Source organism: Natronosalvus amylolyticus, assembly GCF_024298845.1.
Lineage (GTDB): Archaea > Halobacteriota > Halobacteria > Halobacteriales > Natrialbaceae > Natronosalvus > Natronosalvus amylolyticus.
The window spans coordinates 3,065,976-3,087,674 of the sequence record NZ_CP101156.1 but is presented as its reverse complement, the minus strand read 5'-3'; the positions used below and the strand labels follow the sequence as shown (position 1 = coordinate 3,087,674).

Annotated in this window: 20 protein-coding genes and 1 tRNA gene; 11 read left to right on the top strand and 10 right to left on the bottom strand. The window is 52.4% G+C overall.

Annotated features, from left to right (window positions below; translation table 11 throughout):
• Positions 1-87: 87 nt before the first annotated feature.
• Positions 88-660, bottom strand: coding sequence for a cysteine hydrolase family protein (locus NLK60_RS14415; RefSeq protein WP_254808472.1), 573 nt, complete (start codon positions 658-660; stop codon positions 88-90).
• Positions 661-841: 181 nt separating this feature from the next.
• On the opposite strand from NLK60_RS14415, the gene NLK60_RS14410 reads away from it, so the two are divergent.
• The 4 genes from NLK60_RS14410 (at position 842) to NLK60_RS14395 (ending at position 5,617) form a co-directional block, all read left to right on the top strand.
• Entirely contained in the window at positions 842-2,581 is a 1,740-nt protein-coding gene (locus NLK60_RS14410) for an Hvo_1808 family surface protein (RefSeq protein WP_254808471.1), read from the top strand.
• 145 nt (positions 2,582-2,726) lie between these two features.
• Entirely contained in the window at positions 2,727-4,265 is a 1,539-nt protein-coding gene (locus NLK60_RS14405; protein WP_254808470.1) for an Hvo_1808 family surface protein, read from the top strand.
• Between the two features lie 79 nt (positions 4,266-4,344).
• On the top strand, positions 4,345-5,499 hold the full coding sequence (locus NLK60_RS14400) for a nicotinate phosphoribosyltransferase (protein WP_254808469.1): 1,155 nt from the start codon (positions 4,345-4,347) through the stop codon (positions 5,497-5,499).
• A 43-nt stretch (positions 5,500-5,542) separates the two neighbouring features.
• Positions 5,543-5,617 (top strand) — tRNA-Arg (locus NLK60_RS14395).
• A 178-nt stretch (positions 5,618-5,795) separates the two neighbouring features.
• Here NLK60_RS14395 and NLK60_RS14390 read toward each other — a convergent pair.
• From NLK60_RS14390 to NLK60_RS14360, 7 genes are all read right to left on the bottom strand, one after another.
• On the bottom strand, positions 5,796-6,506 hold the full coding sequence (locus NLK60_RS14390) for a hypothetical protein (protein WP_254808468.1): 711 nt from the start codon (positions 6,504-6,506) through the stop codon (positions 5,796-5,798).
• Positions 6,507-7,285: 779 nt separating this feature from the next.
• Positions 7,286-7,555 (bottom strand): hypothetical protein, encoded by a 270-nt coding sequence (locus NLK60_RS14385; protein WP_254808467.1) that lies wholly within the window; start codon positions 7,553-7,555, stop codon positions 7,286-7,288.
• Between the two features lie 135 nt (positions 7,556-7,690).
• Complete coding sequence (locus tag NLK60_RS14380) at positions 7,691-8,608, bottom strand: restriction endonuclease (protein ID WP_254808466.1); 918 nt, start codon at positions 8,606-8,608, stop codon at positions 7,691-7,693.
• A 22-nt stretch (positions 8,609-8,630) separates the two neighbouring features.
• Positions 8,631-9,275 carry a hypothetical protein gene (locus tag NLK60_RS14375; protein WP_254808465.1) on the bottom strand — a complete coding sequence of 215 codons (645 nt, stop codon included), beginning with the start codon at positions 9,273-9,275 and terminating at the stop codon, positions 8,631-8,633.
• A 36-nt stretch (positions 9,276-9,311) separates the two neighbouring features.
• Positions 9,312-9,932, bottom strand: coding sequence for a tyrosine-type recombinase/integrase (locus NLK60_RS14370; protein WP_254808464.1), 621 nt, complete (start codon positions 9,930-9,932; stop codon positions 9,312-9,314).
• On the bottom strand, positions 9,925-10,173 hold the full coding sequence (locus tag NLK60_RS14365) for a hypothetical protein (RefSeq protein WP_254808463.1): 249 nt from the start codon (positions 10,171-10,173) through the stop codon (positions 9,925-9,927). Before NLK60_RS14365 ends, NLK60_RS14370 begins: the two co-directional genes overlap by 8 nt.
• Before the next feature lie 535 nt (positions 10,174-10,708).
• The gene (locus NLK60_RS14360; RefSeq protein WP_254808462.1) at positions 10,709-11,701 is read right to left on the bottom strand and encodes a hypothetical protein; all 993 of its coding nucleotides are present in this window, start codon (positions 11,699-11,701) and stop codon (positions 10,709-10,711) included.
• Between the two features lie 141 nt (positions 11,702-11,842).
• On the opposite strand from NLK60_RS14360, the gene NLK60_RS14355 reads away from it, so the two are divergent.
• The 3 genes from NLK60_RS14355 to NLK60_RS14345 are packed head-to-tail and all read left to right on the top strand — an operon-like array spanning position 11,843 to position 12,752.
• Complete coding sequence (locus tag NLK60_RS14355; RefSeq protein ID WP_254808461.1) at positions 11,843-12,244, top strand: hypothetical protein; 402 nt, start codon at positions 11,843-11,845, stop codon at positions 12,242-12,244.
• Positions 12,245-12,246: 2 nt separating this feature from the next.
• Positions 12,247-12,417: a hypothetical protein gene (locus NLK60_RS14350; protein ID WP_254808460.1), complete on the top strand. Its 171-nt coding sequence runs from the start codon at positions 12,247-12,249 to the stop codon at positions 12,415-12,417.
• A gap of 20 nt (positions 12,418-12,437) precedes the next feature.
• Complete coding sequence (locus tag NLK60_RS14345) at positions 12,438-12,752, top strand: hypothetical protein (protein WP_254808459.1); 315 nt, start codon at positions 12,438-12,440, stop codon at positions 12,750-12,752.
• A 118-nt stretch (positions 12,753-12,870) separates the two neighbouring features.
• On the opposite strand, the gene NLK60_RS14340 is transcribed toward NLK60_RS14345, so the two are convergent.
• A complete protein-coding gene (locus NLK60_RS14340; protein ID WP_254808458.1) occupies positions 12,871-13,131 on the bottom strand; it encodes a hypothetical protein in 261 nt (86 codons plus the stop codon).
• Between the two features lie 545 nt (positions 13,132-13,676).
• Here NLK60_RS14340 and NLK60_RS14335 point away from each other — a divergent pair.
• From NLK60_RS14335 to NLK60_RS14325, 3 genes are all read left to right on the top strand, one after another.
• Positions 13,677-14,177: a winged helix-turn-helix transcriptional regulator gene (locus NLK60_RS14335; RefSeq protein WP_254808457.1), complete on the top strand. Its 501-nt coding sequence runs from the start codon at positions 13,677-13,679 to the stop codon at positions 14,175-14,177.
• 610 nt (positions 14,178-14,787) lie between these two features.
• Positions 14,788-15,114, top strand: coding sequence for a hypothetical protein (locus tag NLK60_RS14330; RefSeq protein WP_254808456.1), 327 nt, complete (start codon positions 14,788-14,790; stop codon positions 15,112-15,114).
• A gap of 64 nt (positions 15,115-15,178) precedes the next feature.
• Complete coding sequence (locus NLK60_RS14325) at positions 15,179-16,159, top strand: HNH endonuclease (RefSeq protein WP_254808455.1); 981 nt, start codon at positions 15,179-15,181, stop codon at positions 16,157-16,159.
• Positions 16,160-16,217: 58 nt separating this feature from the next.
• On the opposite strand, the gene NLK60_RS14320 is transcribed toward NLK60_RS14325, so the two are convergent.
• Positions 16,218-17,987 (bottom strand): DUF262 domain-containing protein, encoded by a 1,770-nt coding sequence (locus NLK60_RS14320; protein ID WP_254808454.1) that lies wholly within the window; start codon positions 17,985-17,987, stop codon positions 16,218-16,220.
• A 109-nt stretch (positions 17,988-18,096) separates the two neighbouring features.
• Here NLK60_RS14320 and NLK60_RS14315 point away from each other — a divergent pair, with 109 nt between their 5' ends.
• On the top strand, positions 18,097-21,696 hold the full coding sequence (locus NLK60_RS14315; protein ID WP_254808453.1) for an Eco57I restriction-modification methylase domain-containing protein: 3,600 nt from the start codon (positions 18,097-18,099) through the stop codon (positions 21,694-21,696).
• Positions 21,697-21,699 lie beyond the last annotated feature (3 nt).

Here is a 21,699-nt window from a genome sequence, read left to right as displayed (position 1 = left end):
TTGCCACCCGCTCGAACCCGTCACTCGCCTCGGTGACTTCGCTACTCGTCTCCGTGACTCCACTATCTGCCACTCGTCTCGAACCTGCTACTCGAACGACAACGACTCGCGCGCTGTGACCTCACCGAACAGCCAGTCGGCGTGCTCGAGAGCGTACTCCCGGTGGTCGTCCTCGAGGGCACCGATACAGTCTTCGACCAGTATCGGACGATAGTCTCGAAGCCCCGCACTGCCAGCAGTGTGGAGAACACACACGTTGGCGAGAGTGCCACAGAACGCGAGATCCTCGATACCACGGGCCTCGAGCCAGCCCTCGAGTTGGGTTCGGTGGAAGGCGTCGTAGGTGTGTTTTTCGACCACCAGATCATCGTCGCGGACGTCGAGTTCGGCGACCAGTTCGGCGTCCCACGACCCCTCGAGGACGTGTTCGCCCCACTGTTCGAACTCGTCGTAGTAGTGGGCGTCCTCGAACTGCTCGGGCGGATGGACGTCTCGCGTGTAGACGATTCGCGTGCCGGCCTCGCGAGCACGTGACACCAGTTCGACGATTGGATCGATCACCGCCTCGCTCCCCGGCGCGTACAGCGATCCCTCCGGGTGACAGAAGCCGTTTTGCATGTCGACGACGACCACGGCCGTCGTCTCTGTCTCGAGGTGCATACGTGATTGTAGGGTCCCTCAGCCAAAAACTGTGGCGTCAGAACCCACTCGGGAGGGCTACCCGGAAAGAACCCACTCGCGTAGGACATCTGGCGTTCACTCGAGGACGATACGCGAGAATTCGTTCGCGTTCTGACAACAGACACTTTTATCACTCGCTTCTCCCGAGAGTAACCCAGGAATGGGACCCGGACACAATCGATTTTTCCTCGCGGCCGTCGTTCTCGGCCTGGCCCTCCTGACCGGTGTCGCGGTCGCCGGTACGAGTGGAGTCGCCGCAACCGATACGACGACCACGCTCGAGGAATCTGCCGATTACACCACGCTCGAGGGAGTAGACGCATCGACGCTGTATGCGGCCGACCACGACCACGTTCACGAGTGTGCGGCCGAACCGCCGGCTGACTTCTCGGCCCCCGCCGATGGCAACGACACCATCGGCTGGTTCGACGGCTACTGGTACAACCAGCCGCTCGATATCGACGCCACGGACGGCCTGACTGAAGACGAACTCGAGCAGGTCAGCGCCCGGACGGCCGCCCGGTTCGAGGCGTTACGGTGTCTGACCTTCGAGGAAATCCCGCCAGTCGAAATCGTCGACCGCGAAGCGTTCGCCGAAGAGACCACCGGGCAGTACGGCGAGGTCGACGAGCAGACGCGACTGTTCGACAACGCCCAGTTCGAGGCGCTGTTGCTCATCGGCGGTACCGAAGACTCCGTCGAAGTCAGAGAAGCCGACCGCAGCGCCACCGTCGGCGGCTACTACGACTTCATCAACGACGAAGTCGTCGTCATCTCCGACGATCCAGACCAGTTACAACTCGACGAAGCCATCCTCGCCCACGAACTCGGCCACGCCCTCCAGAACCAGCACTTCGATCTGGCTCGATACGAACGAAACACCCGCGATCTCGATAACGGGAAACTCGGAGTCATCGAAGGAGACGTCCACCGCGTCGAACAGCAGTATCTCGAGTACTGTGAGGAGGGCGTCTGGAACGAACCGTGCATCCTCGACGACGCCGAAGACGGCGCTGGGGCGGGGGAACCGCCAAGCTGGGGCCTGTATTTCATGCAGTTCCAGCCCTACAGCGACGGGCCGAACTTCATCGACCACGTGTACGAGCAGGGTGGCTGGGACGCCGTCAACGCCGTCTACGACGACATGCCTCGCTCCGCCGTCGAGATCATCTACCCCGAGCGCTACGGCGAGTTTACCGTCGCCGACCTCGAGGTCCCCGATCGAAGCGACGACGACTGGGAACGCATGACGTTCGAGGACGAGCCCGATTACAACGTGATCGGTCAGGCCGGTCTCTCGGCAATTCTGATGGAGCCGGCGTACGATTTCAACCCGATCGTCCCCCAGGAGGAGTTCCTGAACATCGATCCGGAAACGGGTGACATCGATCCGGAGAATCCGCTCAACTACGACCTCGAGGCGACCAGCGGCTGGGAAGGCGATAAGCTGTACGTCTACGAGAACGACGGTCAGGCCGGAGCCGTCTGGAAACTGGCCTGGGAGGACGCCGAGGACGCAACGACGTTCCTCGACGCCTACGAACAGCTGATCGACCACCGCGGCGGCGAACACCTCGAGGGCAGTGAGAATACCTACGTCTTCGACGATGGCAGTGACTTCGACATGGCTATGACCGTGATCGTCGACGACGACCGCCTCTGGATCGTCACCGCGCCTACCCTCGAGGACCTCGAGGGCGTCCACGCTGACGTCGAATCGGTCGAGCCCCCGGCTGACGACGATGACGACACGGCTGACGACGAAGCCGGCGATGACGCCGCCAACGATGACGACACGGCCGACGATTCGATTCCAGGCTTCGGGCCTGCCGTCGCCGTAGCCGCCCTCCTCGCCGTCGGGTTCGTCGCTCGAGTTGGCGACAACCGCCCGGGCGAATAAAACGGGCAGCGTTCTGGATCGGAACGGAGACTGGGTTTCGAGGGGTAGTGTCGGCCATTCGTGATACCAACTCCGACTCCTCGTAGGTCGTTAGCGATGACGAGATAGCCAAGCCTATATTTCGCTCGAGGCCTTTCGAGGACCAATGGACGCCGGGCACCGTCGCCACACGCTGATCGTCGTCGCCCTCGTCGCGATCATTGCAATTACGGGCTGTACGGCGCCGCTTTCGGCACCGGCCGACAGCCCTGGCGCCGATGACCGCGAACTCGGCTCGATCAACGGCTTCGGACCCGACGACGAGATCGAAATCGGTGATCCCGAAGCGCTGACCCGGGCCGAACTCGAGGCCGTGTCCTACCGGGCGATGGCTCGCATCGAGGTGATTCGTGGCGTCCGGTTCACCGAGGACGTCGAAATAGAGGTCTATACCCGCGAGGAAGTCCGCGAACAGTTCGACCGCGGCGACGAGCCAGCGGATGCGTTTACCAACGAACTGTGGCGTGCGCCGTTTATCGTCGACGGCGAGACCGACGTTAACGAGGCGTTCGAGACACTCTATGGCGACTCAGTACAGGGGTTTTATCAGTCAGGCCGCGTCGTCGTCGTGACCGACGACCCCGAGGCGATTCGAATCAGTCGGGACACGCTCGTCCACGAACTCACCCACGCCTTGCAGGACCAGCACGTCGGCCTCGAGCGCCGTGGCTCGACCCTCGACGAACGCCGGGCCGAAACCGGCCTGATCGAGGGCGAGGCGAACTATCTCCCCTACCTGTACGAACAGCGCTGTGACGTCGAGTGGGAGTGTCTTCCCGAACTCGAGGCGCTCGAGAACGGGAGTGGCGGGGAAACGGACCTGAACGTCGGCCTGTTCCTCTCGATTTTCGCCCCCTACTCCGAGGGTGCAACCTTCGTCGAACACCTGCACCGAACCGGTGGCTGGGAGGCGATCGACGACGCGTTCGAGAACCGGCCGGTGAGTACCTCACAGCTCATCCATCCCGAACGGTATCCGGACCAGCAACCGCGGGAGGTGGCCCTCGAGGACCGCTCGAGTGGTGGCTGGGAACCGATCACCGACGAGGACGGCGAAATTCGAACCGAAACCATCGGTGAGGCGACGCTGTTTGCCGGTCTCTGGACGAACAACGTCCTCGAGGGTTCGCTGTTCGACGACTCGACGCCCCTCTCGCCGTACACCTACGATAACCCCGTGACAGCCGCCTGGGCCGGCGACACGTTCGTCGCCTACGAAGCCGCTGGCGATGGGGCCGAAGGCGAGGGCCCGACGGGTCACGTCTGGGCACTCGAGTGGGAAAGCGAGGCCGCCGCAGAGCGCTTCGCCGACACCTACCGGGACCTGCTCGAGACCCGCGGCGGAACGGCTGTCGACGACAGCGGCGACACGTACCGAATCAGTGACGACCAGTTTTCGGGTGCCTACAAACTGACCGTCGACGGCGACCGGGTCGAAATCGTGGCTGCACCCACGGTGGCCGATCTCGAGGCGATTCGACCCGCAACCGGGGACTCGGTTTCCGCACTCGAGGGACCGACGGCCAGCGACCCACGTGTTGGAATGACCACCGCCTCGAGTGGCGTCACAACCGCCTCGAGTGGCGGGCCGACTATCTCAGCCTCGACTGAGGGAACCGCAGCGACGGCGAGCACCACACGATAGCCGAAAGACAACGCGTGCATGGCATCGGACAGTAACGCCGAAGGGAGACCTTTAACGCCTCGCGCCAGAAAGCCAACGTATGTCGAATCCGTTCGGAATCGTCTCCGACGAGGCCATTCTCGAGGGGCGTGCCACCGATGCCTACTTCGAGCGCACCAGAGAAACGCTCGAGCACGCGGGTCGAAACCCACACGTCGTCGCCGAAGTGACCGCCGATCAGTTCCCCACGGGCTCTTTCGAGGTGTTCGCCGGGATAGAGGACGTTGGGACGCTCTTCGAAGGCCGGGACGTCGACGTCGATGCGCTGCCCGAAGGACAGCTATTCGATGGCGGGCCAGTCCTGCGTATCGAAGGCCCCTACCTCGAGTTCGCCGAACTCGAGACCTCGCTGCTTGGCTTTCTCTCCCAGCCCAGCGGCTTCGCGACGGCCGCCCTCGAGACACGACTGGCGGCGCCCGACTCCCTCGTCCTCTCCTTTGGGGCACGCCACGTCCATCCCGCTATCGCGGCGACGGTCGAACGTGCGGCCCTGTTGGCCGGCCTGGACGGCTTTTCTCACGTCGCCGCTGGCGACATCCTCGAGCGTGAGGCTGGCGGAACGATGCCCCACGCGCTCCTGTTGATTTTCGGCGCTGGGAACCAGGACGCCGCCTGGCGAGCGTTCGACGAGGCGGTCGATGCGGACGTTCCCCGAATCGCCCTCGTGGACACCTTCTGGGACGAACACGAAGAGAGCCTCCTCGCAGCCGAGACGCTCGGCGATTCCCTCGACGGCGTCCGCATCGATACCACCGGCTCGAGACGCGGTGATTTCCGCCACATTCTCCGCGAAGTGCGCTGGGAGCTGGACGCCCGCGGTCACGAAGACGTCGACATTTTCTGTAGCGGGGGGCTCACGCCCGACTCGATTCGCTCGGTTCGAGACATCGCCGACGGGTTCGGCGTCGGAAGCTACATCACGGGTGCCGACAGCGTCGATTTCAGTCTCGACCTGGTCGAAGTTGAGGGCGAGCCGATCGCCAAACGCGGGAAGCTCTCCGGGGACAAACAGGTGTATCGAACGCCCGACGGCGGCCACGAAGTTCGCCTCGCTGATCAACCAGCGCCCCAGGACGGTGAGCCGCTGCTCGAGCCACTGATTCGCGACGGCGAACGCGTCCGGGAGCCGGACCTCGAGGGGGCCACTGAGCGGTGTCTCGCTGACGCCGAACGGGTTGGGTTCGAGAGCGAATAAAATCCCCATTGCTTATGCCGATTGGACGACGAGAAGGACTCGAGGGCACGTAGCTCAGTCTGGATAGAGCGTCGGACTTCTAATCCGACGGTCGTGGGTTCGAATCCCATCGTGCCCGTTACTCCGCATCACGGTCAGGTATCACAGAGGGCTCGGGGTTCGGTCTGAATTTTACTCTCGAACCGTGGTGATATCGTTATCCCGCATCACGGCAGTCGACCCTATCTGGCGATTCCGCTTGATACGATGCGCCCCAGAGTGATAAGCGTGTGAATTAAATTCAGTGTGGATGCGTGTTATTCAGAAACTTCGAACGACCAGTCATGGTAGGCGTGGATGGAGAACCACATAACGCCATCATCTCTGAGTGGTCTTGTCATATCGACATTTCCACTTTCGTTAAATCCGCTCCATAGTCCATCTGCCGTTAGTGTGTCGACGGAGAACGGGTCACTTTCATGTTCAGATTTGCCGTCATGTTGTGCGTGAATCTCAGCTTCTTCAGGCACATCAACTGGACCAACGTAAGTTGGTTCTGAGCCCTCCGCTTCGTATGGAAGGCCCTCAACCTCGTTTTCTTCAACTTCTGGCTGGTTAATTTCGAAAGACCAGTCCCCTTCTGCCTCAACGCTAAGCAAGTATTCTCCTCCAGTCACTACACGTGCTAGTTCTGCTTCAAGTGGACCTGACCAATTTAACAGAAGTGTCTCGGTCCCGTCATCCATTGAGACAAGATGTGCAGTTGTTATATCCTCTTCAGGTATTTCATAGTCTATTTCAACAATTCCTTCATTGAGGTCAAATCTGTCTGTTTCTTCCATACCGCTGCTTTCGAATTGGTGGGTTTCACCCCCGTCGAATATCTTTCCGTCTTCATTACTTCCAGTATTATCTTCTGCACACCCAGCTAAGCCTGCAACAACAACTGCTGAACCCGCTAAGTATTGTCTCCGAGTCCATTTTTCATTCATGTGAGATTTCTTTTTTCTGGATAACCTTGGTTCCATTGATAATGTACTTAAATATCTATGAGTTTTATTCTTTAATATCCAATCCGAAATATTTTCACCCGTTTATCATTCTAGGCACGAAATCCAGATGTGATGTCAGAACAAGGACCTCGATGCGAGATGATGCAGTCGGACGATACCGTGTTCGTGTCCGTTACAGGCACTCCGAGCGACGACCTAGATACCGTAATACATGCGTGTCACAACCAGTTTCAATTTTTAACTGACGACTGGACATCGGTCTCCGTTAAAGACGTGTCCGTCGTGCGTCCCGATTGACATTCTATGGCTGATTTAGGCGAGGTTGGGTATTTTACTGTATTGTGTGACCATTCATCCATCCTCCGTCGAAGAGGTTATAAAAGTAAATCTCAGAACGGGCAGTGCATGGCTGAATTCAGAAATAAACTCGACCTCAGCGGATTGAAGAAGCACGACACTCTTCCACTATGGTGGGACAATAACGCATTCAAACCATGGGAAGGGGACCAGTTAATGCGCATCTATCCTCGTATTGACTCGGACAAGTACATCTCAGTCACGTGGGGACGTCATCAAAACCTGTCGTCGACCAATCCAAAGCACAATAGCAAGTACATCGTTTGCGGCGACCGGAAGGCGAAATTCGCTACAGTATGGAGCGATAGGGCACTCATCGCCGCACAAGTAGTCGATGACGACGTGGACCCAGAGGGGCACTTCCAGACACAACCACCACGAGAGCGTCGTTAACGCCTCTGGAAGTGCTCGTAGACTCGTTTAGTCTGACTCGTTTTTCATCGGTTGAGCCGTGCATAGTATTCTTCGTTGATGTGCCCCGGTGCTCCTACTGTCCTATAGAATATCTTATATTCAAGATTGTCTCCAGTATAGATATTCTCAACGTCATACGGCCTTTGACCGTGCTTATCGATGTATCCTTCGTAGTAGCCGTCATTAGCTTTGTACACCCATCCCGGCAATGACGATACCTGAACCCAAAATCCAAATTTAAACTTGAGGTATCCGAACAACCCCATTTCCTCTTTTGGTGACCAATCAGTCATACGAAGATATTGTTTATTCTAACTAAAAGTAGCTATCCACGCAAAAGGAAAAGCCGCTGGGGGTGGGCGAGAGCGAACATGCTTGACAGAAATAATACTACCTTTGCAGTGGATGGTGTGGAAAACACTCCCCCACTATTCAGATGGTGTTTGTTTTAATTCCACATTATCCAATTTTTCGCAAATCTCATTAATAAACTTGGTAGCAATCATCGAATCATGTTCTAAATTGACGTTTAGTGTAGAATCATTCCAATACTTTTCCCATCTCACGGCAATGTTCTGTTCTGAATTGTCTATGTATTGAAGATTGTACTTATCACAAATTTCCATGATAGCGTCTCGGTTAACTTGGCCACTAATAGGAATCTGATGTATAGTCGAGATATATTGGTAGATTGGGTTTTTATCATTTCCCGAGAATGCATTCATGTACTGGGAGTTGCTGAGAAGGTGTTCTCTAATCCCATCACGAATAAATGTGGGTACCGTTACATCAGGTACCGGGTCGTCTTCTGCTATTTTTGGGAAGTCGTTGTCTCTATCATACCCTGATAATGTCCTACTTTCTGAATTCGATGATTCCCGGTCTACCTCGGTCGGCTTCTCAGATGTTTCAAGTTCAGCAGCATCGTTCACGCCTTTGTAACCATTTGGCTCTCGGGTGAATTTTGATAGTTGGAGTTCAGATATATGCTCATCAATAAATCGTTCAATCTCGCTGCGGTCAACTAATTTTACCCCAATCTCTCTGGCTTCATCCCGTGCTTGCTTAGTGAAGAATCCAGTAGTCACAATGACAACTCCATCAACATTTGGTCGATGAAGAAGCGAACTATATTCTCGTACGAATTTCACCCCAATCTTATTATCAATTGAGTAGTTCTTTACCTGAATTAATATTCTTTCTTGATATGGCACGCTCCGCTCGGCAATGACATCTATCCCTCCGTCCCTTCCGGGCGGCGTAATCCTAGTTTTGTAGCCAAATTTCTCCCACAAAACGGCAATTAACTCTTCAAACTCTCTCCACTGAATATTCTCTAAATTCATGAAAATTGGATGTACTCTTTACCTATATTGTATGGTGTCTCATTATATTTTCCACCCATGAAACAGGTGTGGTCATTGAATCCTCACGGTCAGAGTCGGTGTTTTGTAGAAGCAACTCCAAGTGTTCCTCCAAATAATGGGCATGAAGTCTCATCGGCATCTCAGCCATTTCGTCGCTTTCGTAATGCCAGAACACGTGACCTATAGTTGTCTGTGTTTTCCGCAAAAAATCGGTTATAGCGAATAAATCGGTAGATGGAAAGACGACTGTTAGAGCAGGTGCTTTGTAGGATTCAAATAGTTCGGCCCCTCGTATCTCTGGTGTTTCCTTTGTTAGCAGGTTGAACGTCCATGCGAGGTCTTTAGCCGCATCATTAGCGACATCATCATCACGAGAATCCCACGGGAATTCCTCGATATCAAATTCAATTACAACCAGTGTATGCCACTTCCACGGACGACGGCCACTCTTCACATCGATGTTCACGACCTCGAAGCAGTTGGTTTCATCCTCACCTGTGATTTCGAACTCATATTCATTGCCAACGATGGATTGGTAGATGTCCCGTTGCTTTTCGTATTTATATTCCCGGTATTTGATATACGAAATTACAACAGAAACGCCAGCAATAGTTAGAGATACTGCTTGGAACAGACTCAGGCTCATTGAGTTGTCGAATACTCTAACTGTAGATAAATAGAATTATCGGCGTTGGAAGTGCTCATAGACTCGTTCGGTCGTCGTGATGCTGCGGTGACGGAGTCTGTTGCGCACGTCGACTAATCGTGTGGACTCGTCCGCCAGCATGTAGTTGGCGAGTGAGTGCCGGAATGCGTGTGGATGCGCTTCTGACGGGTCGGCAGGCTGTCCGTCTGTTCTCCGGGGCGAAACGTCGGCTTCGACAGCTAACCTACGCACGATGTCTCGAGCGGCCTCCGTCGACATGTGGTCGCTCTGCCTGCTCGGAAACAGGTAGTCGTGACCATCGTCCTCAAGCTCTTTGAAGTACACTCTGAGCAGTCTGACCGTCCCGAAGTGGCCGTACGGGTCCAGTCGGAGCGTCGCAGCCTTTGGCGACTTACCGTCTACTGGATAGTCCTTCTGGATTCCAGCAGGAAGCGTTACTTCCCCGTTTTCGAGGTCAAACATTTGGTGAGTCAGTGGGACGGTCTCGCCTACCCGGGTTCCAAGGTCGGTTGAGAGTACTACATAGACCTCATCCCGCAGCGACGAATCATAGCGTGCGTCTCGACTATGCGCAGCGTCTCGCAGGTCGTCTATCTGTGCCAACGTAAAGTGACGGTGTACGACGGTTTCACTCATTGCTATCACCTGTTGGTAAGTGAGCATCCGACCCCTCTAATACGGCTGAATTATTTTCGCCAGCCACTTGGCCGAGCTTTTGGAGCAGCAGGTCGGGGTTATCCAGCGCTAATCGCACGATTGCTTCGCCAATGTCACACGAGTCGGCGTCCCAGAGGTCATCGTGCTCGAGTGAGAGTCGGTCGAGTGCTCGTCGGAGGTCTCGTCGGTCGTGGACTTGGAGGGTGAAATTTTCACTCATGTCCAGAACACCCCGAACATCGTGAGCCCGAGCCCGGTTTTGAATATCAAGGCAGCCACGAGCAAGCGTACGTTGGGTCTCATCGTCCGACCACCTCGTTGACCTGCCCTTCGAGCAATTCTGGCAGTTCGCCGTGTTTCTGCCGGTATATCTCAGCGTATTTGACGAGGAGCTTGTCAGAGGTGTTCATCGCTCGCTCACCTCTGCAATGCACTCAATGCTGCAGTAGTAGTCTGTACGGCTACAGACGTAGGATGGTGCATCATCCGGAGTGTACTTGTGCATAATGACCTCGTTCAGGTCACCATCTTCAACCTCTCTCTGAGGATAGTCGGGAAGTTCTTCGCTACAATTCTTACAATTCATGTGTGTATTATAATATGTCAATAGAGTACTAAGGTGTTGTGTGAGTCGGGGAATCTGCAGAGAAGCCTATTTTCGAGGTGAAATCAGGGGGTTATCAGGCCGAAATCACGGTTGAGTTTGGGAGTCCTACAATAGACTCCCAATGTGAGAAATTTGAACAACAAAACCGTCACCCTAACGTATCTGGTTCTACCTGAGGCCAGTCTGAAGGTACATTGTCTATGTAGAATCCCCGGGGATGGAACACATTTTCCATTTCTGGGTCACTGCTATCTGAATTGGTAACTATATCCTTTTTTTCAACCACAGCCGCTAACCCCTCTCCACGACCAATCTCATTCATTGGTATTGTTTTCTCATCTATATCTCCATAGTGACGTTTCCCGGCCATATCTTTGTATGACAGCCCTATCTTCACATAAATCTCATCAACATCCTGCTGTGAATACAACTTTGAGAGAAAACTAAATGGGACTTCTACTACATCTTCATATGTCCACACAAAAAATAAAGGACGAACCCAGAACTTCCCGCTCTTTTTGGATTCAATAAAATCTCTATGATTCTGGTCAGTATCTCTCTGCATTTCTTTCTCACGGAGTGCCTTATTGTTGTGTCGGTACTCAGACATTGGCTTTCCAATTGCCTCTTGGCTGAAGAGTGTAAGACTCTGTTCACTATTGCCCTCAACTTCTACCTCTAATCTCAAATCTTTTGCAAGGCCGTTGCCAACATTGTGAAGAGATAGCTCAACCACGTCAACGTTAAATTCACCCATTTCACCAAGCTCGAATCCTAATTTCGAGTCAGCAATTTTCTTTGAGACACTTATCGGCATCTTCTCTTGTTCAATTTCAATATTTTGCAGGTAAAGGTGCGGTAGGTGTTCCGCTTCCATTATTTTTTGCTGCTGAGTCATTATCGATTTTTGCTGACCCTGTATGTCACTCATACGGAGGTACAAGTATGCAAGAACAGCAGACAGAGATATGGACGCAAGCGCACCAACGACGTTCATCACGTCCAAATATGGCGTTGATGTATGTATTGAAATGATAGATGCCCCGCTAACTACACCTACTAAGAGTGCGACTAATAAAGCACCAAACCAGCGAAAAGATAAGATATCAGTGATTCCCTGCGAATCAGGCTCGTCTGTCATGAAGACAGAATGATTCTGTCTATTCAAGAAACCTATTGTTCTGGCTACCCGAGATAGTCCGGATGAAACTCACTCAACTACGTCTTAGGTACATCTTTGGAGAACCAGATTTATAACCCGTATCTTCGTCATCATTGATACATGACAGACGTTGAATCCCGAATTCCCGATATGGCGGACGACCGTGTTGTCGAATTCTGCACACTCGTCGAAGAAGGAATAGGCAACCGCGTCTCAACAGTAGACCCGATGATGGAGGATTGCCTTTGCTGGTTCGCTCTTCACGCGCCCCTAGAGTTTGCAGGCGAAGAATTCGACGCAGAGTTTGAGATAGAATTGTCAGAAAATGATGTTCGGTTGATTGTCGCGGAGATTACTTGTGAGCGGCCGATGGAAGACGACCGCAGAGAGATAATCGAGACGAGTGCATCACTACTGGACAAGATGGATGACGAATTCCTGTTTGAATACCACCCGAGTGCGCAGGAAGTAGAACCAATACTCTCGCAATTAGAGGATATCCATTCTCGCGTCTTCGCATAGGGATGTCTTGGGAGGAGTTTGACGACCCGCCGTACTGGTTAGAGAAATTATATGAAAAAGATGGTTGGATGGTCAAGGAACTGGAAGACCATCTCATAGCCAAAAGAGAAACTTTTGTTTACAAAATTGAGATCGGTTGCACCCCCACCCCTACAACTTATCCTCATGCTTGATGAATGTTCAATTACAAAGCATGAAAAACCTTGGAGAACTATTCGGGATTGGAGCGACTGCCGCCGTCAGTCTCTTCATGCTATTCTACTTAATGCGTCTTCAAGCGGCAGACGGCCCGGCAGAAGCGATTGACGTCTTCGCCCACACTCTCGTCGTCCTCGTCTTTGTATGGGTTCCGACGTCGCCATTAGGCGCAATCATCAGCATCGTAGCAGGGCTCGTCGGTGCTGCAATTACGCTTGATAAGGCAAAACCGGCGTTACTTGTTGTTGGCTTCGGATTCTGCTATACAGTAACAAATATTGTCATCAATTGGTTTACCATCTCGACGTAACTCTACTCGTTAATGAGGTCTCGTAGCAGTCGGCCCATCGCGGCCGCGATAGTCACTACGACTTTAGAACCATCTTTCCCGTCAACACCAGCGCAGAGACCGGCATTCCTCCATAATATCAGATGTAGAGATAATCCGACTGCCAGAGGTCTGCTACAATTCCGCCAACGAACCGACCGACGTACAGCGGCACATCAACCAACATCCTGTATATGAGGGCGACCAGTGCAGTCAGCCCCTTGTGCGTCAGTATTAGCGCTTGTGACTCGCCGGTTGACGCGGGGTCCCGACTGACGGGTCGAGTGATACGGTCTCCGCACCACGGTTCCCGAATCCATCTCATGAAACTCCCGGCCTTCCTCTTGATGAATACAATCATATCATATAGTGTGATAGTAATTCACTTAAGCAATTCTCAGCGTTTCCTTTTCACGACTTTCTTTAGGTCACCTCGGCTCTGGTGAACCACCTAGAGTACGGCGACTTTCGATGAGAAATCATGTCGCTCGAGAAATCGGGTGGTGCCGAACCAATTGCCCGGGCTCAGAAAGACAGCAAGGCACTAAAACCCGACACAGCATGGCGATTCACCAGAGCCGTCACTTCGGTTTCATGAGGCTTGTCTCCGCAGAATACACCCAGTCGAGATAGAGACATCTTGAGCACTATTCTTGGGTGTCCCTCCCAAAGCAATATTTATGCAAGAGATAGAGTCCCCTTCTTTGACCACTGATTACCTCAATTCACCCAGAGAGTTTTCAACTCTTACTTTATGGAGGTGTGTCTATACAAAGTAGTCGTCGCAGGGCTCTGCTGACGGCTGTTGACGATATTTTCGACAATTCACTTTTGACGGATATTATCCTCTAATGTCTTCGATTATTGACCACAACACCAATGCACAAAATATCATTTAATTACCATATGGAACTTGACGAGGGCTCGCGTGACATCGTTCACGCTATTGAGCGCCATGGCGGGACAGCTTCTACGACAGATGTTCGGAGAGCAACGGGCCTTGGAAACTCGTCTGTCAGATACCGGTTCAAGAAACTGGAGAACATTGGCCTCATCGAGACAGAGTACAACTCCAACGCGACGCCATCAGGGGTAGCTCCAATTACGGTTGCATCCCTCTCTGATTTCGCTCGTGAGGAGATTCAGAAGGGGTTGACGGTCGAAGCTGAACAGCGCCGGGCCACTATCGAACCTGAGGATAACGCAGAGCGGATTGAAGAGTTGGAGCGACGACTCTCGACGAAAGAGGAGGAAGTCCACAACTTAGAGGTTGAGAAGGAGTATATAGAAGCGTGCATTGACGTCCATCGTGACTATCTGTCGAACGCGTCAGCTCTCCCGAATTACCAAGATATCCACGAGGAATCACTCAATGTATTTAAGGAGCGGATGGACTCTAGTAGTTAGGCGAGCATAAGGAATAATCCGTGCAAGAACACAAACAGGAGCTATGACAGAAACTGAGTTTCATTCTCCTCAATGGCTGAACCTCGACTGGTCTGACTGGATGCCACTCAACGCAGGGTCCTTCACTACAGTGCCAAAAGAGCCGGGAATTTACCGAATCCGGCATCAGAAGGAGGAACGGGATTTTCTCGAATACATTGGTGAATCTGGGGATACACGGAGGCGCATCCAAAGTCTTGCACGTGGAACGTTCGCAGACGAAATGCCTTACCGCGACCCACATACAGCGGCCCCCTGTCTGTGGGCGGTTCGAGACGCTGTAGGTTCCGAACTTGAGGTTTCATACACAACACCAGACTACGCCGATAGCGAGCAAGACCGTAAAGGGACGGAGGAGGCATTAATCGCGCTACACCGGCGAGAAACGAGACGAAGTCCAACTGCTAACTTTGGACGGATGCTTGACGGATATAAGCAGTCGTGCTATAGCTACAATGACCCTGCCTACAAAGGTGGCCCACTGGATTCAGACGAGGTTGAACCGAATTGTGTAAGTGGAATAGAGCCTCCAGAATGGCAGAATTGGAAAAAAACCACGTCCCCAACGTGGATGGGGCTCAACTGGTCGGAACCATATGAACTGCAAGAGCGACTCGACGCCAACCCACCCAAAAACGGACTCTACCGAATTTGGTACGAAGATTGCCCAGACGGACCAGCATTAGCCTACATCGGGGAATCTAGTAATATCGCGTCCCGATTGTACAACCACGAACAGACGTTTGGAGAAGACGCTTACTTTACTTATGCTGAGGGGGTTCACCTTGACGCGCCGCACAAGCGAAGCGAAGTCGAGACGGACCTCATCGGGGCTCACTATCTCGCCGAGAATGACGTGCCACTCGCTCAGTTTGGTTACGAGGAACGCCTTCCCTGAGACCTCCTATTTCGACCACTCGATTGACGTAGTATCATATGCCCATGGTGTGAATTTGCATCAAATGGCCGATGGCCGACGTTTGACCACCGACCGATTCTACGGAGGGACCAGTCGACGCCTTCAGCTACTCCAGCGCTTCCTTTCCTATATTGAGATGGAGTCTCCCTCCCGGTCAGAGGCAAAAGACTGGATTTTGGAAAATACAAACGCTACAAGCAGGGATGCCATTGACCATCATTTGGGCTTCTTAGAAGCTATCGAATTGATTGAACAAAATGAGGATGCAGTCATAATTGGACGGAGAGGACAACAATATATCGAGTCTACCGACCTAGATGTCCTATACAGAGCCCTCCAGTCGAATGTGAAAGGTTTCGACACAACCCTTGAACAACTACTGCAAACCCCGCTCACTGACAAGGAGATTAGAGATGTGTTGGTCAGCGAATTTGAAGATATAAATATGGAATCAGTCGGTGTCGCTACTCGCCACCGGGAATGGCTACAGGTTCTAGGCTATATTGAGCGGTCTGGGAACGTAAATCAGTTAACACAGAAGGGACACGACCTCGCAACCTCCGCGGCTACTGAAAGCGAGAAAACCGAGACTAAGGAGAACACCAATACACAGTTGTCAGAAGGTACTTCTGTCACCGAACGCCGCGAGGCCTATCGAGAAGAAGTAATTCGTGATGATGCCCTCGTCCGAGAACTTAAACGACTGTATGATGACCGCTGCCAGATTTGTGGTGAGCGACGTCAAAGTAGTCCTGAGAGTGGCTATTCAGAAGTTCATCACTTGATGCCACTCGGGGAAGATGGGCCAGACAAACCAGAGAACATGGTTGTTGTCTGTCCAAATCACCACGTCGATTTCGAAAATAGAATGGTAACAGTGGACCCTCAAACACTGGAAATCACGCATCAATACGAGTCTGAAATAGATGGGAGACGACTTCTAGTACGAGAAGAACACGACATTGGACCGCAGTATCTCGCGAACCACCATCAAATTGCAGACCATAGTGCCGATTCTGGCTAAAGGATGGTGAGTTACGATTAGCCAGTCATCCACCGGGAGGTGTCGGCAGAGATAGCGTTTATGAAAGCCAGATTTCCTTAGCTTCCTGTTTTAGGCGTTCGTGCCGTTCCCGGAGATTTTCGGGTGTCCACTCATCGTACTCTTCGAGTTCATTGACGAGCGGGAAGTCACTCTTCTTCTTGAAGTACTCCTCATACTTCGCGGTGAAGGGCTTGTTACTCACCTTGTAGTTTTTCCGCCCGTCGAGAGGTACGAGGTTCCCCATACGGTCAGTCCACGTGTCCCGCCAGTGCTCATCGTCGAATCTAATCAGCCAATAGTCGTTGTTTGGCGTCTGGGGGAGAATATGTTCGATAGTGACGTTATTGCCGTACTCCACCTTCGAGTTACGATTGTCGAATCGCTCACCGTTAATCCGCATGAGGATGTACTTCGGCCACTGATAGTTCCCTTTCCGGTAGAAGTTACTGAGGTCAAGTGCGTTCTCGAACGCCTCGCTCTCCTCCACGATTTTCTCGTTGAGCATCGGGAGATTGAGAACGTCTTCTGGCGTACTGGCCTCCTCAATTTCGCGGAGAAGTGAGTATACACGACTATACCGACCTGTGTTCGACGAGCCCGTGAGCCAGTCAACAGTGAGTCGGCGCTCCAGTTGCTCAACAAACGACAACAGAGTAGAGTCATCGTCGAATTTCGCATCGAATTGGATGAGTGCGACCATCCATTCATCGGAAGGATAGAAGTCACGCATCAGAGAAACCAAATTGTGGTAGTAGACCTCCTCCGCGTAGGAGGCAGCATCTAACTCTGCATTATAGATACGATGTCGATGGACATCGAAGACAGTCTCTAGATAATCGACGAACCTCTCACCCCTGAACGTGTTATCTTCGGGGAACACGCGGTCTTTGAACTCGTCGTAGACCGATTTCTGAGACTTTTCCTTCACGATGATATGGCGCATGAAACCGATAAACCGCTCCAGCCCCTCGTTCCCCACCTCTTCTTCCATATCCTCCCACTTTCGCTGGTATTCCTCCCGCTTGTCGTCATCGTCAATGTGGCTCAGGTTCTCCGACTTCAGCAGGTCAGCATTGTTAAGCGGCATCCCTCGCGCATTTGTGACGTTGAACAGCCGGAATGCAGAACTTAGTGAGTTCGTCGAGATGCGAACCATCACGACGCGGAGTGTGAGATAGGTCGCGAAGTCACCGAGGTCGCCGTATTCTTCGTCTTGCCATTCGGCCAGTTCCTCCCGGAAGGTTTGAATGGCCTGCAGGATATTCTGCTTGGGTTCGCTGTCACCCGTTGAAGGGTCGGGGGCGTCCTCGGTCGCTCCCCGGGTGAGAATGTGCTTGTCAAAGAAGTCGCGGTCGCGTTCTCGAATTTCGAGCCGTACCGTCTCTGATTTCCCCTTAATTGGGTCGCTCTCTTCGTAAATGAGTCCGCCGAGCGAATTCGCTCGTGGTTCATCATTTACTAAGTCTCTCAGAACGGCAATCAGAATCGCGAGGGAGGTCAATCGTTGTTGTCCGTCGATGATGTCAGAGCGTTCACCGGAGTCACTCCCATCGTTCAGGATGATGCTCCCGAGGAAATAGGGCTCGTACGCATCGAGAGTCTGCTTCTTTAGTTCGCCTGTTTCGTCGAGCAGCGTCCCGTGAGCATCTCGCCCGACATCGTATGCATCAGTAAGGTCGTCGATGAGGTCCACGAAATGTTCCTCAGTCCACGAAAACGGGCGTTGGAACTTAGGAATCTTGTAGTGGTAGTCGTCGTAGAGTTTGCTCAGAAACTCTTCCTTTGCGTCAATCTGACTTGCACTCATTCTCTCGAAACATTATATTGCGACATTATAGTGATGTGGGTCTACTGTTAGATTCTTCTTGATGTTGATTTGCCATACATTGATATGATGTGAGTTACTTGCCCTGCGTATGGCTCTCCAGCAAATTACGGCGTCTGACATTGCGGGCTGGGACTCTCTACAGGACATCGCAGATTCATTTGAGAAACGCGGGCTCAAACCACGACCGAACCTTGGGGAAGACCACGAACTCGTTCTCCAACTCGCAGATGACGAGTTCGTCACCATCGTTGAGGCCGGACCCGGCGAGTCAGCGACCGACTTCAAGCCACAAAATCGCACGCGTCACACGAACCTTGTCGCCACCAACGACTACGAGGGCTTCACCTTCATCACGCGCGTCCGCAGTTGGGAAGGCCAACAGCACGGTCGAATCAAGCATCAGAAACTCTCGTTTAACAAGGAGCAATTTCGCTCTGAGAGCGGCGAGAAGAACACTATCCTGCAGAAACTGAACTCCATCGAGTACGGTTCGTCCGCGGCCATCTACGACACGCTCTACGACACCCGGCAGGTCGTCAAGGAGTTCTACCAGCAGTTCGAGAGCCTGCGCACCGACCTTGTGCAGGAGGTCTCCGGCATCCCCGACGACCGAGGTGACGCGAAGCAGCGGTACGTTCAGGTCATTCTCGACCGAATGATTTTCCTCTACTTCATCCAAGAGAAACGTCTGCTCGACCGGAACCCAGACTATCTTCACGAGCAGCCTGCTGAGGTTGTGGACGATGGCGAGGACCGCTACGAGGAGTTCTACGCGCCGCTGTTCTTCGACTACCTCGCGGAGGACAAGCAGAACCCGGACTTCGGCAAACTCCCATACCTGAACGGTGGTCTGTTCGCGAAGAACCCCATTGAGGAGGAGTTCGAAGACGCGAAACTGGGCAACTCCGCTAAAGAGACGAACGAACTGTACGACGATATTCTCGACTTTCTCTCCGACTGGAACTGGAACGTTGACGAACGGCTCGACATCGTCGACCCGAAGAACCTCTCCCCAGCTGTCCTCGGGCACATCTTCGAGCAGACAGTCAACCAGAAGGAGATGGGCGCGTACTACACGCCCGAGGAAATTACGGGCTTCATGGCTCGTCGGACGGTCCATCCCTACCTCCTCGACCAACTGAACGAGACCGTTGGAGCATTTTACGACGAAATCGACGATGTATTCGGCTTCCCTGAGGCTAGCGCGAGTGCTGATACGACAGCCATCGCTGACGGAGGAATGGTCACTCATCAGGCTCCGACCGAGAACGTCGATGTTGGGCACGTCGAGACGCTCTACCACGACATCCTGAAGGAAGCAAAACTCCTTGACCCTGCAGTCGGTAGTGGGGCGTTCCTCCTCGCCGGACAGGAGGTGCTGCTCGACCTCTATATGCAGTGTATCGAGTTCTTTCAGCGCCTCGAAGACGAGGGGAAGGGATGGGAACTCTCCTCGCAAACGCGTGACGAATTGGACACTATCGCGTCTGGGAAGGGGAACGCATCGCTGTATGCGAAGCGCACAATCATCCTGAACAACCTCTACGGGGTGGACATCGACGAAGGAGCGGTCGAAATCTGTAAACTACGGCTGTGGCTTTCGATGGTCGCAGACATCGAGGACGAGCCCGGCGAGGTTGAACCGCTCCCCAACATCGACTTCAACATTCGACAGGGGAACTCGCTCATCGGATATACTCAATTAGTCGAAACAAATGACGATGGCGACGCCTCATTGAACAATTGGGGTGGTGGGACTGGTACCGGTGTTAAAGAATTCTACGAGGACGTTATCAAAGCGATTGAGCGACATAGGGATGCGACGACAGCAGAGGAGGTAGCAAACGCGCGAAAGGTCGCTGAATCCAGAATTAAATCATACCGCGACGAATTGAATAATAAAACTCTTCGAGACTTTCATAGTTCCGGTGTAGAGGCCGTGACAATAGAGGATATTCGGTCCTTCTCACCATTCCATTGGGTACTCGAATTTGCCCCCGTTTATCGGGATGGTGGATTTGACATTGTTCTCGGAAATCCACCGTGGCGGGCTCTTACTCCTGACCGGAATGACTACTTCGGGCAGTACGAACCGAGGTTTAAATCGCTGAGTGCGAATGAGAAGGAGGCACGGATTGAAGAATTATGCGAGGATGACGAAATTGCGGAAGGTTGGGAAGAATACAAGGATAATATCGACCGTCTCCGAAAATTCTACGGGGAAAACCCAGCCTACAACTTGCAGAGCCCCGAGGTCGGAGGACAAGGTACGACAGACCTGTCGATGCTGTTTTTAGAACGGTCTTTTGACCTTGCAAGCACGCAAGGTTATACTTCGTTCGTTTTACCCGGGAAACTCTTCATCGGTACTTCTTCTAGCGACTTACGTAATTACTTACTGTCTGATGTGAGACTTGACTACCTCATCGGATTCGAGAATAAAGGAATCTTTGACGACATTCACAACCAATACAAGTTTGGGATAGTCTCGTTCAAGAACTCTGGCACAACTAATCACATTAATACCAAATTCCTCCAGAGAGATTTAGAAATACTACGGAATAAAGAGAACTTACTAGATGTTCCGGCAGAAATTCTAAAGAAGTATTCACCAGTCACGACCATATTCCCTCAAATCACAAACCAGTCAGAAGTGTCTGTCCTCAATAAGGTTGTCCAGTATCCACCAGTTAGCGAAAAGAGGGAGGAGAAGTGGTACATCAACATATACGGTGAGGAACTTCACCGTACGCGAGACACGGAATACTTCGTTGAAGAGAAAGAAGACGGGGATTACCCTGTCTACGGTGGTAAGAATATTTGGCTATTTGCCTACAATAATGAAATTGAGGACCTTGAAGAATTTGAATATTGGAGTGTTGATGAAGAGTCTAACCCAAAAAAGAGTGCCAAAAGGAGGATTAGAGAGAAAAACCAGAAGAGACTGAAGAAAGAGATTTACGAAGCGTTTGATGGAAGTGGTTCCCAAATCGGATTCGTGAACGATTTGCTCGAAACCCATAGAGGTGACCCTCTAAAACTGGAAGACGTACTATTGGACTGTACGTCTCACCGTATCGGATTCCGTGATGTGTCGAATAGTACGAACGAACGGAGTATGGTCGCAGCAGCACTCCCGAGAGGGGCAATCTGCCACAACAAATGTCCCACCATTCGACCATATGAGATTAATCCTGAGCGGGAAGACCTTGCAAAGGAGACTCTCCATGACGTGTATGACCCAATTTTCACGGGTGAAGAGTTATTCCTTGCACTCGGTCTTCTAAACAGTATTCCCTTTGATTATATTGTCCGGACAAAGTTTGATACAACTATGAGCGTGAATACTATTGAGGAATCGCAAATTCCCCGTCTTACACAGGGAGACGACTGGTTTGAATATATCTCGTCTAGAGCAGCCCGGTTAAATGCATATGGAGAAGAGTTTGCTGACATTCGGAGAAAAATTGGAAATCCAGAACCCGTAAAAACGAAGCAAGAGCGTCGTCATGTTCAGGCAGAACTGGATGCCGCAGCCTTCCATGCCTACGGTTTCAACCAAGGAGATGTGGGATTTATCCTAAACGACTTCTATCAAGTGAGCAATCCTCGGTTTATGGATGATGAGTACTTTGAATTAGTCTCTGAGAAGTTCCACCAACTTAGTGAAGATAGTCATCAACAGTAAGTT

Excerpts from the sequence above, each read along its gene's own strand:
- NLK60_RS14415 (WP_254808472.1), bottom strand. The coding sequence starts at position 660 with ATGCACCTCGAGACAGAGACGACGGCCGTGGTCGTCGTCGACATGCAA.
- NLK60_RS14410 (WP_254808471.1), top strand. The coding sequence starts at position 842 with ATGGGACCCGGACACAATCGATTTTTCCTCGCGGCCGTCGTTCTCGGC.
- NLK60_RS14405 (WP_254808470.1), top strand. The coding sequence starts at position 2,727 with ATGGACGCCGGGCACCGTCGCCACACGCTGATCGTCGTCGCCCTCGTC.
- NLK60_RS14400 (WP_254808469.1), top strand. The coding sequence starts at position 4,345 with ATGTCGAATCCGTTCGGAATCGTCTCCGACGAGGCCATTCTCGAGGGG.
- NLK60_RS14390 (WP_254808468.1), bottom strand. The coding sequence starts at position 6,506 with ATGGAACCAAGGTTATCCAGAAAAAAGAAATCTCACATGAATGAAAAA.
- NLK60_RS14385 (WP_254808467.1), bottom strand. The coding sequence starts at position 7,555 with ATGACTGATTGGTCACCAAAAGAGGAAATGGGGTTGTTCGGATACCTC.
- NLK60_RS14380 (WP_254808466.1), bottom strand. The coding sequence starts at position 8,608 with ATGAATTTAGAGAATATTCAGTGGAGAGAGTTTGAAGAGTTAATTGCC.
- NLK60_RS14375 (WP_254808465.1), bottom strand. The coding sequence starts at position 9,275 with ATGAGCCTGAGTCTGTTCCAAGCAGTATCTCTAACTATTGCTGGCGTT.
- NLK60_RS14370 (WP_254808464.1), bottom strand. The coding sequence starts at position 9,932 with ATGAGTGAAACCGTCGTACACCGTCACTTTACGTTGGCACAGATAGAC.
- NLK60_RS14365 (WP_254808463.1), bottom strand. The coding sequence starts at position 10,173 with ATGAGTGAAAATTTCACCCTCCAAGTCCACGACCGACGAGACCTCCGA.
- NLK60_RS14360 (WP_254808462.1), bottom strand. The coding sequence starts at position 11,701 with ATGACAGACGAGCCTGATTCGCAGGGAATCACTGATATCTTATCTTTT.
- NLK60_RS14355 (WP_254808461.1), top strand. The coding sequence starts at position 11,843 with ATGACAGACGTTGAATCCCGAATTCCCGATATGGCGGACGACCGTGTT.
- NLK60_RS14350 (WP_254808460.1), top strand. The coding sequence starts at position 12,247 with ATGTCTTGGGAGGAGTTTGACGACCCGCCGTACTGGTTAGAGAAATTA.
- NLK60_RS14345 (WP_254808459.1), top strand. The coding sequence starts at position 12,438 with ATGAAAAACCTTGGAGAACTATTCGGGATTGGAGCGACTGCCGCCGTC.
- NLK60_RS14340 (WP_254808458.1), bottom strand. The coding sequence starts at position 13,131 with ATGATTGTATTCATCAAGAGGAAGGCCGGGAGTTTCATGAGATGGATT.
- NLK60_RS14335 (WP_254808457.1), top strand. The coding sequence starts at position 13,677 with ATGGAACTTGACGAGGGCTCGCGTGACATCGTTCACGCTATTGAGCGC.
- NLK60_RS14330 (WP_254808456.1), top strand. The coding sequence starts at position 14,788 with ATGGGGCTCAACTGGTCGGAACCATATGAACTGCAAGAGCGACTCGAC.
- NLK60_RS14325 (WP_254808455.1), top strand. The coding sequence starts at position 15,179 with ATGGCCGATGGCCGACGTTTGACCACCGACCGATTCTACGGAGGGACC.
- NLK60_RS14320 (WP_254808454.1), bottom strand. The coding sequence starts at position 17,987 with ATGAGTGCAAGTCAGATTGACGCAAAGGAAGAGTTTCTGAGCAAACTC.
- NLK60_RS14315 (WP_254808453.1), top strand. The coding sequence starts at position 18,097 with ATGGCTCTCCAGCAAATTACGGCGTCTGACATTGCGGGCTGGGACTCT.